The following is a 16,025-nucleotide window of genomic DNA, read 5'->3' on the forward strand; positions in this document are numbered from 1 at the left end:
CAGAGCCGGCGGCGGCCGCAGAGCCGGCGGCGGCCGCAGAGCCGGCGGCGGCCGCAGAGCCGGCGGCGGCCGCGGAGTCGGCAGAAGCGGGCTCCACCCTAGAACTGGATCACCGGGCGTACCTCGACGGCGCCGTTGCGGGCCGAGGGCATCCGCGCCGCCACCGCGACCGCCTCGTCCAGGTCGGCACACTCCAGCAGGTAGAAGCCGGTCAGCGCCTCCTTGGTCTCCGCGTACGGGCCGTCGCTCGTGAGCACCTCGCCGCCGCTCACCCGGACCGTGGTAGCGGTGGCCGTCGGGTAGAGGGCGTGGCCGCCCCGGATCACGGCCGCGGCGGCGCGGCCGAACTCGCGGTACTCCCGCATCTCCTCGGCCTGCTCGGGCTCGGTCCAGTCGACATCGGCGGTGTAGGTGAGCGCGACGTACATGGGCATGAGGTGGCTCCTCCCAAGGACGGGGAACAATCATTCACCCTAGGGACGAACGGGCGCGGCCGACGATGGACACTCGCGGAGCGCGATCTCCTCCATCGCCCACAGGAGCCGCTCGGAGTCGGCCGGCGCAACCCAGCGCGTGTCGGTGTGCACGGTGAGCCGCAGGCCGTCGGAGGCGGACTCGACGTCGAGGATCAGCGGCTCCAGCCCCGGATGGTCCTGCCGCGTGATCCACGTGAACGACGACGGCGGCAGGCTGGCGAGCGACGGCGGCCGGTCGGCGAGCGGCGGCATGCGGCGGTCGTTCAGGAAACAGCCGATCCGGCCCGGTTCGAGACCGAGCCCGTCCATGAGCGCCCACAGGTCCCGCTGGTCGAAGTAGGCGTACTTGAACGCGGCCAGCGACGCCCGCCGCGACCGGTCCACGACCTCCGCGAACGGCCCGGCGGTGTCGATCAGGCACAGGCCGGCCTGCGTCGCCGTGCAGACGACGCCACCCAGACCGGCCCGGAAGCGGTTGCTCACCACCGGCCGCACCACGACCGGCGCGATCCCGGATGTCTGCGCGACGGCCGCGGCGAACACCGCGAGCAGCGTCGCCGCCGGGTCCGCGTCCAGTTGGGCGGTGAGCACCCGCAGCGCCCGATCCAGAGCCACCGATTCCAGGACGCCGCGCCAGTACCGCGGTCGCGACGATTCCAAAGGCACCGGAAACCGCACGGGAGGCATCGCCCGCAGGATCGTCCCGAAGTGCCGCTGGGCGGCCGCGTTCTGCCGCCGCCCGGCCGGCGACTCCTGCCAGCGGGCCTGCGCGAGCGGCGTGAGCCCCTCGACGGGCGTGGACGGCCGCTCCCGCACCTCGCGGAGCATGATCTGCGCCCCGGCCCCGTCGGTCGCGAAGTGCGACAGCACCGCCACGAGGTGCGTCGGCACGCCGCCGGTCCGGACGACGGCGGCCCGGATCGGCCACTCGGCGGCGAAGTCGAGGGAGCGGTTTCGAAACTCGTCGACGACGGAGAGCGGCGACACGTCGTCATACACCGGGACCGTCAGCGAGCCGGCGCCGAAGACCTCCTGCGCCGGCGTCGAACCGTCCGAGGACAGCTGGAGCCGGGTCCGCAGCGTCACGTGCCGGCACAGGTGCCAGCGCAGTTCGTCGAGCACGTCGTCAAGCGTCGTGCCCGGCTCCAGCTCGACGGCGCCACCGAGCGGCATCCAGTGGCCGAGCGTGCGGATCGCGTTCCAGCTCTCGATCTGGCCCCACGAGAGCGGGCCGACACCGGCGCCGTCCCCCTCGAACGGGACCTCCAGACGCTCGACGATGGCGGCCTCCTCGCGTCGGGTGGGCAGCCGCATACTAACCGTGCAGGCGGGCCCCTTTCAGGATCCGGTCCACCGCGTTTTTCGGCCCGTGCACGGCGAGCCCGACGAGGCGCAGCTCAGCCCGTGGCACCGCCCGCACCGCGGCGCGGTTGTCGTCGTCGTTGCCGGTCTTGAACAGCTCCTCCGTGAAAACTGCACACGCGACGCCCCGCTCGACGGCCCGCGCGTGTGCCGCGACCAGCACCGGCGAGGCGCCCTCGAAGATCATCACCGGCTGGCCGAACATCGGCAGGTACGGCGTCCCGTCCGCGTCCGAGTAGTCCGAGCCGAGCAGCGAGGGCTGGGTGCCCGCGATACCGCTGACGACGAACGCGGTCACGTTGAGCCGCTGCCAGACCGCCAGGTCGTCGCGGAGCAGCACGGCAATCTTGGTGGGGAAGGACGTCATGTGCACCACGATGGCCCCTCGCGAGCAGGCCCGTCTTGTACGTTGTGCACATGACCACCGAGCTGGTCACGGCCTGGCGCCCGACGGTCCCCGGCGTCACCGAGGTGTTCCACGCGCACTTCGTCGACCACGCGTACCCGCTGCACGTCCACGACGCCTGGACCCTGCTCATCGTCGACGACGGCGCGATCCGCTTCGACCTCGACCGCCACCCGCGGGGCGCTGCCGGCGCGACCTACGTCTCCATCCTGCCGCCGAACGTGCCGCACGACGGCCGCGCCGCGACCGACCACGGGTTCCGCAAGCGGGTCGTGTACCTCGAGCCGGACGTCCTCGACACCCGCCTCGCCGGGGCGGCGGTGGACCACCCCGGCTTCGACGACCCGCTGCTGCGCCGCCGCATCCACCGGCTGCACGAGGCGCTCCGCCCCGGCGACGAGTTGGAGGCCGAGAGCCGGCTCGCCCTGATCCGCGGCCGCCTCCAGGCCCATCTCGACCGGCATTTCTCCGATCCGGCGGTACCGCTACCCCGCCGGCTGGCGGACTGCCTGCGCGACCTGCTCGATGCCCGCACGGCCGAGGGGATCACGCTGCGGGAAGCCGGATCCCTGCTGGACAGCCACCCTGGCCACCTCGTCCGCGCCTTCACCGCCACCTTCGGTCTGCCGCCGCATCGGTACCTCGTCAGCCGGCGCATCGAACACGCCCGCCGCCTGCTCCTGTCCGGCGTGCGACCGGCCGAGGCGGCGGCGCTGGCCGGCTTCCACGACCAGGCCCACCTGCACCGCCACTTCAAGCGCCACCTCGGCGTGACGCCCGGCGCCTACGCGGCCCAGGGCGGCGTGCCGATCACAGCGCCGTCGGCCCCGTAGGCGGTGAAGCCGGCCGGCAGCGCGACGTACACCTCGGCGGGCTCGGCCGTCGGGTTGCCCACCGCGATCGGCGCGCCGGCCGGGACGACGACCGAGTCGCCCGGCCCGAGCATCTCGCCGCCCGGCGTGACCCGGACCTGCCCGGACAGGACCATGAACACCTCGTCGCGGTCGATGGTGTGGGGGACGGAATCGCGCCCGGCGGGCACGGTGAGGCGCCACGCACACTGCTGCGCGGAGCCGTTGGAGGGGCCGGCGAAGACGACGAACCGCGCGCCGTCGAACTCGAAGCGCGGCGCGTCGGCCGCACGCACGATACTCACTGCGGAAGTCATGCCAAGAAACTAAACCAGGTTTCGCACTTTGTAAACGGGGTTTCGTATGCCCGACGAGGATCTGCCGATCGGCCGCCTGCTCCTGCACGCCCACCGCCGCGCCCAGGCGGCGTCGCTGGCCAGACTCCAGGCCAGCGGCTACGCCGACGTGCGCCTGGGCCACGTCCCGGTGCTGACGGCCCTGGCCGAGGACGCGGAGATGCGGATCACCGACCTGGCCGCCAAGGCCGGCATGACCCGCCAGATGGCCGGCCGGCTGGTCCGCGAGCTGGAGTCGCTCGACTACGTGACGACCCGCCCCGACCCGGGCGACCAGCGCGCGGTGGTGGCCACGCTGAGCCCCCGCGGTGCGGCGTTCCTGGCCGCCGCCCCGGCCGCGATGTCCGCGGTCGACGAGGACTTCGCCGCCCTGCTGGGCGCGGACGAGCTGGCTCGTGTCCGCGCGGCCCTGCTCAAGATCGCGGACTCCTAGCCGGCGCGGCGGGCCGGGGCTCACGGGCGGAGGACGAGCTTGCCGGTCGTGCGGCGCGACAGCAGGGCGTCGAGGGCCCGCGCCGCGTCCGGGAGCGGGTACTCCGTCGTCGGGGGCGGGGTCAGGATCCCCGCCTCGAACAGGCCGAACATCGCCGACAGCGGTTCCTGGAACGCGCCGGTCAGCCGCAGGGCCGGGCGGAGCCAGAAGCCGGCCACCGCCAGGTTGTGGTCCATCAGCCACGACGGGTCGACGGGCGGGAGGCCCGCGCCCGCCGAGTCGCCGTACGTGACCAGGGTGCCGAACGGGGCCAGGGCCGCGAGAGCGCCCCGGAAGTCCGACGCGTCCAGGATCACGTCCGGACGCTCGCCCAGGTCCGCGTACGACTCGGCGGCGGCGTCCGCACCGAGCGCCAGGGCGAGCTCGCGCTTCTCCGGCGTCGACGCCACCGCCAGGACGCGGCCGGCACCGAAGTGCCTGGCCAGCTGGACGGCCAGGGAGCCCACGCCACCGGCCGCCGCACCGATTGCCACCGTCCGGCCGTCGCCGGCACCCAGGCGGGCGCCGGAGCGCAGCGCGTGCCAGGCCGTCAGGCCCTGGACCAGCAGGGCCAGCGCCACGCCGTCCGGGACGCCCGGCGGCACGTCGACGACCGTCGACGACGGGAACGCCGCCGCCGTCGCGTAACCGCCGCCGTCCAGGCGCACGCCCGCCACGCGGCGACCGTCGGCGGTGTGGCCGACGATCTCGCTGCCGGGGATGAACGGGAGGCGGGGCGGGGCGGCGTACGTGCCGTCGATGCGGCTGCGGTCGGCGCGGTTCACGCCCGCGGCCGTGACGGTCACCAGCAGCTCGGCCGGTGCCGGTACCGGATCCGGAAGCTCCCGCAACATCAACGCACCGTGACGTTCGCACACCATCGCTCGCATGGCCGCGACCGTAACCAGCAACCCCGTGTGACGGGCATCCCCGGCCGCTGATGGATCGGGCCGTTCCATGAGCGGCGTGCATACTCTGGGCGGGTGACCGACGACCTCGCGCCCGGCGAGCTGCGCATCCTCGTCGCGGTGGCCGACGCCGGCTCGTTCTCGGCGGCGGGAGCGCGGCTCGGGCTCACACAGCCGGCGATCTCCCGGGCGGTGCGGGCGAGCGAGCGCCGCATCGGCACCCGGCTGTTCGAGCGGGGGCGCAACGGGGCCCGGGCGACGCCGGCCGGGGCGGCGGCGGTCGTCCACGCGCGCAGCGTGCTGCGGCTGCTCGACGTGCTGCGGGCCGACGCCCTCGCCGCCGCCGGGGCGGCGCCGCCGAGCACGCTGCGGGTCGCGGCGTTCCGCAGCGCGGCCGTGCACCTGCTGCCGCCGGTGCTGGCCCGGGTGCGGGCCCGGCATCCGGGCGTGACCTGCGACGTCGCGATCGTGCGGGAGCTCGGGCCGGGCGCGGCCGGGGAGGTCGCGGCGGGCCGCGCGGACGTGGCGATCGTGAACCTCCCGCATCGGGCCGGCCGGACCGCGGGGCTGGTGGAGGGGCGGATCGCGCAGGAGCCGTACCTCCTGCTGCACCCGCGCGGCGCCGCCGACGTGCGGCGGCTGCCGTTCGTCGACTGGGACGAGAACTGCTCGGCGGACACCCGGCGCTGGTTCTCCGCGCAGGACTGGCTGCCGCCGGCGACGATCACCGTGGCCGACGACAGCGTCCTGCTGTCGATGGTCGCGCACGGCATGGGCATGGCGGTCGTGCCGCGGCTCACCGCCGCCGGCCGCCCGGCCGCGGTGGCCGCCCGCGACCTCGGCCCGGACGCCCCGACCCGCACGATCGGCTACGTGACGACCGCCGCGCTCGCCCGCAGCGCCGTCGTGCGGACCCTCATCCGCGAACTGCGGCGGACCTAGCCCGGGAAGCGAGCCGCCGCGGACCCAGCCCCGGAAGCGAGCCGCCGCGGACCCAGCCCGGAAACGAGCCGCCGCGGACCCGGCCGGAATACGATGCAAGCGTGACGGAGATCGAAGACGGGCTGCGGCGGGTGGCCGAGCTCGGCGCGCGCGAGCACTGGCTGGCCGTGCTGGTGACGATGCGGCCGGACGGGGAGCCGTCGACGTCCGTGGTCAACGCCGGCGTCCTGCCGCATCCGACGACCGGCGAGCCGGTCGTCGCGCTGGTGTCGCGGGGCGGCACGGCGAAGCTGCGCAACCTCACCGCGCGGCCGCGGGCCACGCTCGTGTTCCGGGCCGGCTGGGAGTGGATCTCCGTGACCGGGCCGGCCGCGGTCGTCGGGCCGGAGGTGGGCGCCGAGGCGCTGCGGCTGCTGCTGCGCGACGTCTATCACGCGGCCGGCGGGGTGCACCCCGACCTGGCGGAGTACGACCGGGTGATGGTCGAGGACCGGCGCGTGGCCGTCCTAGTGACGCCCGAGCGGTTCGCCGTCAATCCCTGAGGGCAGGCCGAAGAACGGCAGGAGCGCGTTGTCCATGAAGCGGGTGAACGCGCTCACCTCGTCGCCCGTCACCGTGACCACGATCAGGCCGTGGGCGTGCCAGGCCGGGTCGCCGCCCTCCCGGATGTAGGCGCCGAAGGCCGGCTGGCCGTTCGCGCCCACCGGGAGCAGGCGGTAGCGGCGGCCGTTGCGGAAGCCCACCCGGCGGAGGAAGTCGGCGATCGCCGCACGCCCCTGGTACTGCTGCGGCGCCGGCGGCATCGTGAGCCAGGCGTCGTCGGTGAGCAGCGCCACGACCGCGTCGACGTCGCCGCGCTCGATCGCGTCGGCGAACCGGCCCGCGGCCGCCTGCTCCCGGGCCGTCCCGGGGCGTTCGGCGGCCGGCGCCGGCAGCACGGACCGGGCCCGGCGAAGGGCGGCGTTGACCGCGTCCTCGGTCGTGTCGAGCAGGTCGGCGACCTCGGCCGCGCGGAACCCGAGCACGTCGCGCAGCACGAGCGCCGCCCGCTGACGCGCGGGCAGCAGTTGTACCGCCGTGATGAACGCGAGCGACACGGCCTCGCGCGTCTCGATCAGCGCGTCGGGGACCGGCTGCAGCCACAGGGGCTCGGCCAGGCGGGTCGGCGGCGGGGGCGTGACGTCGGGCGGGAACACGGTCACCGGCCGGCGCGACGCGTCCCGCGCCGCGTTGAGGCAGCGGTTGGTGGCGATGCGGTACAGCCAGGTCCGCACCGACGACCGCCCGGCGAAGCCGTCGAGCCCCCGCCACGCCGCGGTCAGCGTCTCCTGCAGCACGTCCTCGGCGTCCTGGACGGATCCCAGCATCCGGTAGCAGTGCACGTAAAGCTCCCGGCGGTACGGCTCGACCAGGGCGCCGAACGCGGCGCCGTCCCCCGCCCGCGCCCGGGCCACCAGCTCAGCGTTCATCACGACCATGCTGACACCGCGGCGACCGGAAAACGGTCGCGGCGGTGTCAGCACTGGCATGAGAACACAGCGATGGGCCCTCGGGCTCAGCTCCGCCGCGTCGTTCATGGTCGTGCTCGACATGCTCGTCGTGGCCACCGCGCTCAGCAGCATCCGCCGCGACCTCGGCGCCTCGCTCGCCCAGCTCGAGTGGACCGTCAACGCCTACACGCTCAGCTTCGCCGTCCTGCTGCTCACCGGCGCGGCGCTCGGCGACCGGTTCGGCCGCCGCCGGATGTTCGCCGCGGGCCTCGGCCTGTTCACGGCCGCGTCGGCGGCGTGCGCGCTGGCGCCGTCGGCCGGCGCGCTGGTCGCGGCGCGGGCCGTGCAGGGCGCCGGGGCCGCGGTCGTCATGCCGCTCGCCCTGGCGACGCTCAACGCCGCCTTCCCGCCGGAGCGGCGCGGGTGGGCCACCGGGGTGTACGGCGGGGTGACCGGGCTGGCCGGGGTCGTCGGGCCGGTCGTCGGCGGCGCGGTCGCGCAGGGTCTGGCCTGGGAGTGGATCTTCTGGCTGAACCTGCCGGTCGGCCTGGCCGCGATCCCTCTCGTGCTCACCCGCACGGCCGAGCACCGCGGTGCGCCGGCAAGGGTCGATCTGCCGGGCCTCGTCCTCGCGGCGGCCGCGGCGTTCGGGCTCACCTGGTCGCTCGTGCGCGGCGACCTGGTCGCCGCGGCCGCCGGGCTCGCCGCCGCGGTGGCGTTCGTCGCGTGGGAGCGGCGGGCGGCCGCGCCGATGCTGCCGCTGCGCCTGTTCCGCTCCCGCCCGTTCGCGGCGGGCAACGTCGCGATCTTCTTCGTCAACGCGGCGCTCACCGGCGCGATCTTCTTCCTGGCCCAGATGTGGCAGGAGTCGTACGGGCAGAGCCCGCTCGCGGCCGGCCTGCGCCTGCTGCCGATCGGGGTCGCGCCGCTGCTGCTCGCACCGCGGGCCGGCGCGTGGGCGGACCGCTTCGGGGAGCGGTCGCTGATCGTCGCCGGCGGCGTGGTGCTGGCGGCGGCGCTCGCCTGGCTCGCCGCCGACCCCGCGTTCCCGGTCGCGGCGCCGGCGCTCGTGGGCCTCGGCATCACGCTCGCCGTCCCGGCGGCGACCCGGGCCGTGGTGAGCCGGGTCGCGCCGCCGGAGATGGCCAAGGCGTCGGGCACGTTCAGCACGCTCCGCCAGCTGGGCGGGGCGTTCGGCGTCGCCGCGGCGGGCGCCGCGTTCGCGGGCGGCGCCGCGCCGGTGTGCGGCCTGATGGCGGCACTCGCCCTCGGCGGCGCCGCCGGCGGGCTGCTACTCGAACGCCGGCAGCGCCTTGAACCGCTCGTCCAGGCGGACGGTCGGCAGCAGCCGGCGTAGCAGCCCGCGGACGAGGGTGAGCGGGTGGTCGGGGAACATCGCGTCGTACCGCTCGTCGTCGGCCGGAAGGAACGGCAGCCCGTCGGTCAGCTCCGGCGCGTACGGCGAGCGCTGGAAGGAGTGCTCCGGTCCGAGTTGACTCATCACGATCGCCTCCCGCAACCCGGTGTCCCCCATCTCGGCCGCCTGGAGCTTGAACATCACGCTGCAGGTGGCCTTGGGCACGATGTACGAGCCGAGGAACACCAGTCCGTGGCCCTGCCAGTGCGGGATCTTGACGAGCTGCCGCACGGCCGGAACGCCGTCGACCGGCTCGCCGACCGCCTCGATGAGCCCTGCTCCCTGGGCCGCGGTGTTCCGGGCGAGGCCGGCCTGCAACGCCGGCAGGTCGTGCAGCGGCGCTGGCAGGTCCGGGCGCAGGTCGAAGAAGTGGAGCGACAGGACGGTGCCCTGCTCGTCCCGCCAAGCGAGCTCGTCGACCTGCTCGAAGCCGGCCAGGTCGATCGCGGTGATCGGAGTCATGATCCGGCATTCTGGACGACGAGCGCCGGCCGCGCCGCCCCGTCACCCTCCCTGAGACCGATGCGACGGTGCAGGCGGCGCAGCGGGGCCGGGGCCCACCAGTTCGCGTGCCCGGCCAGGCGCATGAGGGCCGGGGCGAGCAGGCCGCGGATCAGCGTGGCGTCGGCGATGACGGCGAGGGCCATGCCGATGCCGAGCTGCTGGAGGAAGACCACCCGGCCGGTCGCGTACGCCGCGAAGGACACGGCCATGACCGCGGCCGCGGCGGTGACGAGCGGGGCGCTGCGCGCGATGCCGGCGGGGATCGAGCCGACCGGGTCGCCCGTGCGGTCGTACGACTCCTTGATCCGGGCCAGGAGGAACACCTCGTAGTCCATGGACAGGCCGTAGGCGACGCAGAACATCAGGATCGGCACGCTGGGCTCGATCGACCCGGTCGGCGTGAAGCCGAGCAATCCGCTGAAGTGCCCCTGCTGGAACACGAACACGAGCGCGCCGAACATGACCGACAAGCTCAGCGCGTTGAGCACCGCCGCCTTCAGCGGCGCGACCAGGCTGCCGGTCATGAGGAACAGCACCGCGAACGTGACGGCGACGATGAGCCCGGCGACGAGCGGCAGCCGCCGGGTGACGCCGTCGCGGTAGTCGGTGAGGTCGGCCGGGTAGCCGCCGACGAGCACCGGGAACGGCTCGGGAACCGCGCGCAGCTCGCGGACCAGCCCGACGGCGTCGCGCTCCAGGCGCTCGCTCGACGGCACGACGACCAGCCGGGTCGCGGTCCCGTTGCGGAAGACACCGGATGCGGAGCCCGTGCGTAGACCGTCCACATAGGACCCGTCCGCCGAGTCGACCCGGACCACGCCGTCCACTTGCGACAGCGCCGCCGCGTAGTCCCCCGCCGGGCCGCCGCCGGCGGCCACGATCTGGACGGCGTCGGCCTCCTCCTGGTCGAACCCCGCGCGGATCTGGTCGTACATCTGCCGCGCCGGAGCCGACGCGGGCAGCACCCGGTCGTCCGGCAGGCCGAACCGGATCCCCAGCACCGGCGCGCCGAGCAGCACCAGCAGCGCGAGGGCCACCCCGCCGTAGCGCACCGGGCGGCGGACCACCCGCGCGGCGACCCCGCCCCAGAAGCGCTCGGCGCGCGGTGCCGCGTCGACCCGCCGGCCCAGCAGGGCCAGGGCGGCCGGGAGCACGACGACCGCGCCGACGACGGCGGCGAGCACGACGGCGAGGCCGGCCCAGGCGAACGAGCTGAGGAACGGGAACGCGAACAGCACGGCGACGGACGCGGCGACGGTGGCGCCGCTGAAGACCACCGTGCGCCCGGCGGAGCGGACCGTGCGGGCGACGGCGCCGGGGCCGTGCGGCAGCTCCTCGCGGTACCGGAAAATCATGAAAAGCCCGTAGTCGACGCCGAGGCCGATGCCCATGACCAGGGCGATGTTCGACGCGAACGTGGAGACGTCGACGCCGGCCGCGACGACGAGGCGCAGCAGGGCCAGCGAGCCGGCCACCGCGAACAGGCCGATGGCGAGCGTGACCAGGGCGGCGGCGATCCGGCGGTACACCCACCACAGCATGAGCACCACGAGCGGGAGGATCACCAGCTCGGCACGCAGGAAGTCGCGGCGGGCCTGCTCCATCACCTGCCGGAACACCTCGTCGCCGCCCCCGACGACCACGGTGAGCTCGGCGTTCTCGCGGGTGAAGGCCGGGGTCAGCTCGGGCAGGACGCCGCGGCGCACCTCGTCGGCGCTGCCGGGCAGCCAGGCCAGGACGAGCGCCTGCCGGCCGTCGGCGCTGCGCAGGGTCTCGGCGTTGCCGCGGGTCCAGTACGACCAGGCGTCGCCGACGCCCTCGAACGCGCGCAGCTCCGCGGTGAGCCGGGTGCCGGCGTCGGCGATCGCGTCGACGTCGCCGCCGCGGGCCGTGACCAGCAGCGCGACGTTCGGGCTGCCGGTGCCGAAGTGCTCGGCGAGTGCCTGGCGGGCGAGGACCGACTCGGAGCCGGGCGCCTCGAAGCGGTTGAGCGACAGGCGCTCGATGACCCCGGCGCCGAACACCCCGGCGAGCACGGTGACGAATGCGGACACGACGACGATCCAGCGCGCCACGTGGGCCTCCTGGTACTTTTACGAGCGATCATTCGTGTTTCTCAGAAGATACGAGCTTTTACTCGTGTTTTGCAAGGGGGATGCCCATGCCGAAACGGCAGGCCCGCGGCGAGCAGCGGATGGCGGAGATCCTCGACGCCGCCGGCCGGGTGTTCGCGGCGTCCGGTTACGAGAAGGCGACGACGAACGCGATCGCCGCCGAGGCGGGCGTCTCCCCCGGCTCGCTGTACCAGTTCTTCGCCAACAAGGACGCGATCGCCGCCGCGCTCGCCGGGCGGTTCGTGACCCAGATGCGCGAGGCCCACGAGGCAGCCCTGCTCGGCGCCGATCCATCCACATTGGACTGGCCGGAGCTGATCGACCGCACGGTCGATCCCATCCTCGCGTTCAACGTGGCCAACCCGGGGTTCAAGGCGCTGTTCGCCCGCCCCGACATGCCGGCCGGCCTGGCCGCCGCGGCCGAGCCGATCCAGGCCGCGCTGCTCGGCCGGGTCGAGTCGGTGATCGCCGCCAAGGCGCCGTCGCTACCGGCCGACGATCGCACCCGCACCGCCCGCGTGGCGATCCAGATCTTCCAGGCCATGCTGCCGATGGTCCTGGCGTCCCCGCCCGGGGAGCGGCCGGCGGTGATGGCCGAGCTCAAGAAGGTGTTGTACCGCTACCTGTCGGCGCCTTCGCCATGACCCTCACGAGGCTGTCGTGCCGCCCGCCGGCGCTTTCGCCATGACCCTCACGAGGGTGTCGTGCCGCCGCCCGCCGGCGCCTTCGCAATGACCTCGGACGAGCGGCGGAACGCGGCGCGCACGTGGGTGACGACCGTGACCAGCGGCAGCGCGACGGCCGCCCAGAAGACCGCGTCGAGCACCGCCTGGCGCGTGTCGAACGACCGCGACGCGATCCCGGGCTGCGCGGCCATGATCTCGTGGGCCCGCTCGACGGTCGGCATGTCGTCGTGGGCGAAGCCGGTGTGCACGAACCCCCACGGGTAGCCCTGGCCGCGGTGGTAGCAGAACATGCAGCTGATGTCCTCGCGCACGAAGAGCAGGCTGGCCGCGAGCCCGGCCGCGGCGAGCCCGCCGACCGTGGCCCAGCCGGCGACGCCGAGGCCTTTGCCGCTGACCCCGAACCAGACGACGATCGAGCCGGCGACGATCATGGCGGCGCCGAAGGCGCGCAGGTGGGGGGCGGACTGCCCGAGCTCGAGCAGTGCGCCGAAGACGACCATGGGCATTCCGACGAGTGCGTGCACCGCGAGCCGCATGGATTGATGGTGCCATGGATTTCCGGCGCGCACGTGCACGGATCCCCCGGCCTACCCGATGCGGATGATGCTCGCGATCTTCGATTTCCCGGCGCGCGCCGACGACGCGTACGCCGACCGTTGGTTCGTGGTCGACTCCAGCGCCGGTAAGAATTTGCAAGACTAATATCGAAGTCTTGCGTTGTGATGCGGCTTGCTGGCAAGCTTTGCCGCAGAAGCCGACATGGTCAGCACCGCCAACCGCGCGCCTCGCGTGGGCTGCACAGTGCCGGTCCGCGGGCCCGCCCAGCCCGCCGTCCACACGTCAACCGACCCTGAACAGCGCCGACACCCGACGACCCGGCCGCCACCGGGTCCACCCCGCCGTGCGCTCGTCCGGGGCGGTCCACCCGAGGAGTCCACATGGGAGTTTCCCGCCGCTCCGTCATCGCGACCTCGCTGGCCGGCGCCGCCGCGACCGGCCTGCCGCTCGCCGCCGGCGCCGCCCCGGCCGCGGCCGCCAGCCCGCCCGGCGACGTCGTCGGCAAGGTCACCGTCGGCTACCAGGGCTGGTTCGCCTGCATCGGCGACGGCGCCCCGATCAACGGCTGGTGGCACTACAGCCCGAACTGGTCCCAGTCCCCCGCGCCGGGCGCCTGCTCGATCACCTGCTGGCCGGACATGCGCGACTTCACCCGCGGCTACCGGTCCAACTTCGCCAACCTCGGCAACGGCCAGCCGGCGAACCTGTTCTCGTCGTACGACCAGCAGACGGTCGACACGCACTTCCGCTGGATGCAGCAGAACGGCCAGGACACGGCCGCGCTGCAGCGCTTCAACCCCTTCGGCGGGGAAGGCCCGACCCGGGACGCAATGGCGGCCAAGGTACGGCAGTCCGCCGAGGCCTACGGGCGCAAGTTCTACATCATGTACGACGTCACGTGGTGGCTGAACATGCAGTCGGAGATCAAGACCGACTGGACCACCAAGATGGCGGCGTACACGTCCTCGCCGGCCTACGCGCGCCAGAACGGCAAGCCGGTCGTGTGCATCTGGGGCTTCGGCTTCAACGACGACGGCCGCCCGTTCCAGCCGGCCGCGTGCCTCGACGTCATCAACTGGTTCAAGAACCAGGGCTGTTACGTGATCGGCGGCGTGCCCACCCACTGGCGGCTCGGCACCGACGACTCGCGGCCCGGGTTCATCGACGTCTACCACGCGTTCAACATGATCTCGCCGTGGATGGTCGGCCGGATCAGCGACAACAACGGCGCCGACTGGTTCTACCAGAACCGCGTGCTGCCCGACCTGGCCGACCTCGACCCGCGCGGCATCGACTACCAGCCCTGCATCATCCCGGGCGACCTCGCCGCCGGCCACCGCCGCCACGGCGAGCTCATGTGGCGGCAGTTCTACAACCACACCCGGGCCGGCGTGCAGAGCGTCTACATCTCGATGTTCGACGAGTTCAACGAGGGCAACCAGATCGCCAAGACCGCGGAGAGCGCGGCCTTCCAGCCCACCAACTCCGGGATGCGGGCGCTCGACGAGGACGGCACGCCCTGCTCGGCCGACTACTACCTGCGCCTGACGAACGACGGCGGGCGGATGCTCAAGGGGCAGGTCGCGCTCACCGCGACCCGGTTCACCCCGACGTTCCCGACCGGCCCCGACGCCACCGCCCCGTCCGTCCCCGGGAACCTGCGGGTCACCGGCACCACCGACACGACGGTGGCGCTGGCCTGGGACGCGTCGACGGACAACGTCGGCATCGCCGGCTACCGGGTGTCCCGCGGCGGTACCGTCGTGGGCACCACCGGCATGCTCGCGTTCACGGTCACCGGCCTGACGGCGTCGACGGCCTACCAGTTCACGGTGGCCGCCTTCGACGCCGCGGGCAACGGCTCCAACCCGTCGAACATCGTCAACGTCACCACGGCGTCGCCGCCGAACGGCACGGTCAACCTGGCCGCCGGCCGGCCGACCGCGGAGAGCAGCCACACCCAGGTGTACGGCAGCGGCAACGCCACCGACGGCAACACCAACACCTACTGGGAGAGCGCCAACAACGCGTTCCCGCAGTGGCTCCAGGTCGACCTCGGCAGCGCGGTCGCCACGAAGCGGATCGTGCTCACCCTGCCGCCGTCGTCGGCCTGGGGCACCCGCACGCAGACGCTCTCCGTCACCGGCAGCACGGACGGCGGCTCGTTCACGACGATCGTGGGCTCGGCCGGCTACACGTTCAACCCGGCGACGGGCAACACGGCGACGATCGTCTTCACCAACTCGGCGACGGTGCGGTACCTCAGGCTGAACTTCACGGCGAACACCGGCTGGCCGGCGGGCCAGGTCTCCGAGTTCCGCGTCTACAACGCCTGACCGATCCTCTGCTCCGCGAGGCCGACGCCGACGGCCCCGCGGAGCGGATGGGGCCCGCCCTTCTCCGACGCCGACGGGCCGGGCGGCATGACAGCCCCACCCTGGCGGGTGGCGACCAAGCGTCCGGTCGCCACCCGCCCCCTTTCATGCCGCCTTCAGGTACCGCCCGTCGTGGTACAGCAGGGGCTGCCCGTCCCGATGCTCACCGTGGACCGGCTCGGCCAGCACGATGGCGTGGTCGCCGGCGTGGACCCGCTCCACGACCCGGCAGACGAGCACCGCGAGGGCGTCGTCGAGCACCGGCACGTCGTGCGCCCCCGCCCGCCACCGCAGCGGCGCCGCGAACCGGTCCACCCCGCTGGTGGCGAACCGCCGGGCGACGTGCTCCTGCGCCTCGGCGAGCACGTGCACGGCCACGTGCCCGGCCCGCTCGACGGCGGGCCAGCTCGACGAGCGCCGGTCGAGGCAGAACGACACGAGCGGCGGCTCCAGCGACACCGACGTGAACGAGGTCGCGGTGAATCCGGCCGGTCCGGGCGCGGTGACGACCACGACCCCGGCGGCGTGCCGCCGCAGCAGCGACCGGAACCGGTCCGGCCCGAGGGCGGCCTGGGCGTGCAGCGTGCCGGTCATCTTCGTCTCCTCAGCTGGGTCGGGTGACGGTGAGAATCGGGGTCACGGCCCGGTCGGCCCGCAGCCGTTCGAGCCACTGGACGACATGGGCGGCGACGGTACGGTGCGTGATGTCGTTGAGCGCGTCGTGCCGCCCGTCCCGCACGGTCGCCAGCTCGGCCCGCGCCAGCGCGACGGCCAGCGCCCGGGCCCCGTCGACGGGCGCGACCGGGTCGGCCTCCCCGTGGACGACGAGGACGGGGACGGTCACGGCGCCGGGGTCGACGGACTCGCGGAGGCCGGCCTGGAGCGGCTCGCCGAGCGCGCCCCGCCGGAACCCGGTGTCGCCGGTGAGCCGGGCCTGGTGGGTCGGGCAGGCGCTGCGGGCCTCGAGCTCGGCGTCCCAGTCTGCGGTGAGCAGCCCACTCCCGCCGATCGTCCCGGTCGGTCGACCGACAGAGCCCACGGTGTTCGGTCGGTCGCCGACTTGCACTGGAAGGTGAAGTCATAGCCGGCAGTGGCGATCGGGCCGCGT

General features: G+C 74.0%; 18 protein-coding genes. 7 read left to right on the top strand and 11 right to left on the bottom strand.

The annotated features are described in order from the left end of the window. Positions 1-98 precede the first annotated feature (98 nt). From ABZS66_RS53525 to ABZS66_RS53535, 3 genes are read right to left on the bottom strand one after another with little or no spacing between them, the layout of a single operon-like run. Complete coding sequence (locus ABZS66_RS53525) at positions 99-434, bottom strand: YciI family protein (protein ID WP_354771280.1); 336 nt, start codon at positions 432-434, stop codon at positions 99-101. Between the two features lie 39 nt (positions 435-473). Beyond that, complete coding sequence (locus ABZS66_RS53530) at positions 474-1,790, bottom strand: hypothetical protein (RefSeq protein WP_354771282.1); 1,317 nt, start codon at positions 1,788-1,790, stop codon at positions 474-476. Between the two features lies 1 nt (position 1,791). Further along, a complete protein-coding gene (locus ABZS66_RS53535) occupies positions 1,792-2,205 on the bottom strand; it encodes a DUF2000 domain-containing protein (protein WP_354771284.1) in 414 nt (137 codons plus the stop codon). Positions 2,206-2,255: 50 nt separating this feature from the next. Between ABZS66_RS53535 and ABZS66_RS53540 the strand changes: the two genes are divergently transcribed. Then, positions 2,256-3,077: an AraC family transcriptional regulator gene (locus ABZS66_RS53540; RefSeq protein ID WP_354771286.1), complete on the top strand. Its 822-nt coding sequence runs from the start codon at positions 2,256-2,258 to the stop codon at positions 3,075-3,077. On the opposite strand, the gene ABZS66_RS53545 is transcribed toward ABZS66_RS53540, so the two are convergent. Next, positions 3,029-3,400, bottom strand: a complete 372-nt coding sequence (locus ABZS66_RS53545) for a cupin domain-containing protein (protein ID WP_354771288.1) — start codon at positions 3,398-3,400, stop codon at positions 3,029-3,031. The genes ABZS66_RS53540 and ABZS66_RS53545 overlap by 49 nt on opposite strands. A 58-nt stretch (positions 3,401-3,458) precedes the next feature. On the opposite strand from ABZS66_RS53545, the gene ABZS66_RS53550 reads away from it, so the two are divergent. Then, positions 3,459-3,884: a MarR family winged helix-turn-helix transcriptional regulator gene (locus ABZS66_RS53550; protein ID WP_354771290.1), complete on the top strand. Its 426-nt coding sequence runs from the start codon at positions 3,459-3,461 to the stop codon at positions 3,882-3,884. Between the two features lie 20 nt (positions 3,885-3,904). Here the strand turns inward: ABZS66_RS53550 and ABZS66_RS53555 are convergent, their stop codons facing one another. Beyond that, complete coding sequence (locus ABZS66_RS53555; protein WP_354771292.1) at positions 3,905-4,777, bottom strand: zinc-binding dehydrogenase; 873 nt, start codon at positions 4,775-4,777, stop codon at positions 3,905-3,907. Positions 4,778-4,906: 129 nt separating this feature from the next. Between ABZS66_RS53555 and ABZS66_RS53560 the strand changes: the two genes are divergently transcribed. Together ABZS66_RS53560 and ABZS66_RS53565 are read left to right on the top strand one after the other, a co-directional pair. Then, on the top strand, positions 4,907-5,773 hold the full coding sequence (locus ABZS66_RS53560) for a LysR family transcriptional regulator (RefSeq protein ID WP_354771294.1): 867 nt from the start codon (positions 4,907-4,909) through the stop codon (positions 5,771-5,773). Positions 5,774-5,874: 101 nt separating this feature from the next. Then, positions 5,875-6,315 (top strand): TIGR03618 family F420-dependent PPOX class oxidoreductase, encoded by a 441-nt coding sequence (locus ABZS66_RS53565; protein ID WP_354771296.1) that lies wholly within the window; start codon positions 5,875-5,877, stop codon positions 6,313-6,315. Here the strand turns inward: ABZS66_RS53565 and ABZS66_RS53570 are convergent. Further along, positions 6,280-7,242, bottom strand: coding sequence for an RNA polymerase subunit sigma-70 (locus ABZS66_RS53570; RefSeq protein ID WP_354771298.1), 963 nt, complete (start codon positions 7,240-7,242; stop codon positions 6,280-6,282). The genes ABZS66_RS53565 and ABZS66_RS53570 overlap by 36 nt on opposite strands. Positions 7,243-7,300: 58 nt before the next feature. On the opposite strand from ABZS66_RS53570, the gene ABZS66_RS53575 reads away from it, so the two are divergent. Continuing rightward, positions 7,301-8,620, top strand: coding sequence for an MFS transporter (locus ABZS66_RS53575; protein WP_354771300.1), 1,320 nt, complete (start codon positions 7,301-7,303; stop codon positions 8,618-8,620). On the opposite strand, the gene ABZS66_RS53580 is transcribed toward ABZS66_RS53575, so the two are convergent. Both ABZS66_RS53580 and ABZS66_RS53585 read right to left on the bottom strand, forming a co-directional pair. Continuing rightward, entirely contained in the window at positions 8,555-9,142 is a 588-nt protein-coding gene (locus tag ABZS66_RS53580; RefSeq protein ID WP_354771302.1) for a hypothetical protein, read from the bottom strand. The genes ABZS66_RS53575 and ABZS66_RS53580 overlap by 66 nt on opposite strands. After that, positions 9,139-11,259 (bottom strand): MMPL family transporter, encoded by a 2,121-nt coding sequence (locus tag ABZS66_RS53585; protein WP_354771304.1) that lies wholly within the window; start codon positions 11,257-11,259, stop codon positions 9,139-9,141. Before ABZS66_RS53585 ends, ABZS66_RS53580 begins: the two co-directional genes overlap by 4 nt. A gap of 86 nt (positions 11,260-11,345) precedes the next feature. Here ABZS66_RS53585 and ABZS66_RS53590 point away from each other — a divergent pair, with 86 nt between their 5' ends. Then, a complete protein-coding gene (locus tag ABZS66_RS53590) occupies positions 11,346-11,942 on the top strand; it encodes a TetR/AcrR family transcriptional regulator (protein ID WP_354771306.1) in 597 nt (198 codons plus the stop codon). Positions 11,943-11,989: 47 nt separating this feature from the next. On the opposite strand, the gene ABZS66_RS53595 is transcribed toward ABZS66_RS53590, so the two are convergent. After that, positions 11,990-12,520, bottom strand: coding sequence for a hypothetical protein (locus ABZS66_RS53595; protein WP_354771308.1), 531 nt, complete (start codon positions 12,518-12,520; stop codon positions 11,990-11,992). A gap of 402 nt (positions 12,521-12,922) precedes the next feature. On the opposite strand from ABZS66_RS53595, the gene ABZS66_RS53600 reads away from it, so the two are divergent. Continuing rightward, positions 12,923-14,878, top strand: a complete 1,956-nt coding sequence (locus ABZS66_RS53600) for a discoidin domain-containing protein (RefSeq protein ID WP_354771310.1) — start codon at positions 12,923-12,925, stop codon at positions 14,876-14,878. A gap of 144 nt (positions 14,879-15,022) precedes the next feature. Here ABZS66_RS53600 and ABZS66_RS53605 read toward each other — a convergent pair whose 3' ends face one another. Together ABZS66_RS53605 and ABZS66_RS53610 are read right to left on the bottom strand one after the other, a co-directional pair. Beyond that, the gene (locus ABZS66_RS53605) at positions 15,023-15,511 is read right to left on the bottom strand and encodes a flavin reductase family protein (protein WP_354771312.1); all 489 of its coding nucleotides are present in this window, start codon (positions 15,509-15,511) and stop codon (positions 15,023-15,025) included. A 10-nt stretch (positions 15,512-15,521) separates the two neighbouring features. Beyond that, positions 15,522-15,956 carry an alpha/beta hydrolase gene (locus ABZS66_RS53610; RefSeq protein ID WP_354771314.1) on the bottom strand — a complete coding sequence of 145 codons (435 nt, stop codon included), beginning with the start codon at positions 15,954-15,956 and terminating at the stop codon, positions 15,522-15,524. Positions 15,957-16,025: the final 69 nt, after the last annotated feature.

This window comes from Dactylosporangium sp. NPDC005572, from assembly GCF_040605515.1.
In the GTDB taxonomy this organism is placed as follows: Bacteria; Actinomycetota; Actinomycetes; order Mycobacteriales; family Micromonosporaceae; genus Dactylosporangium.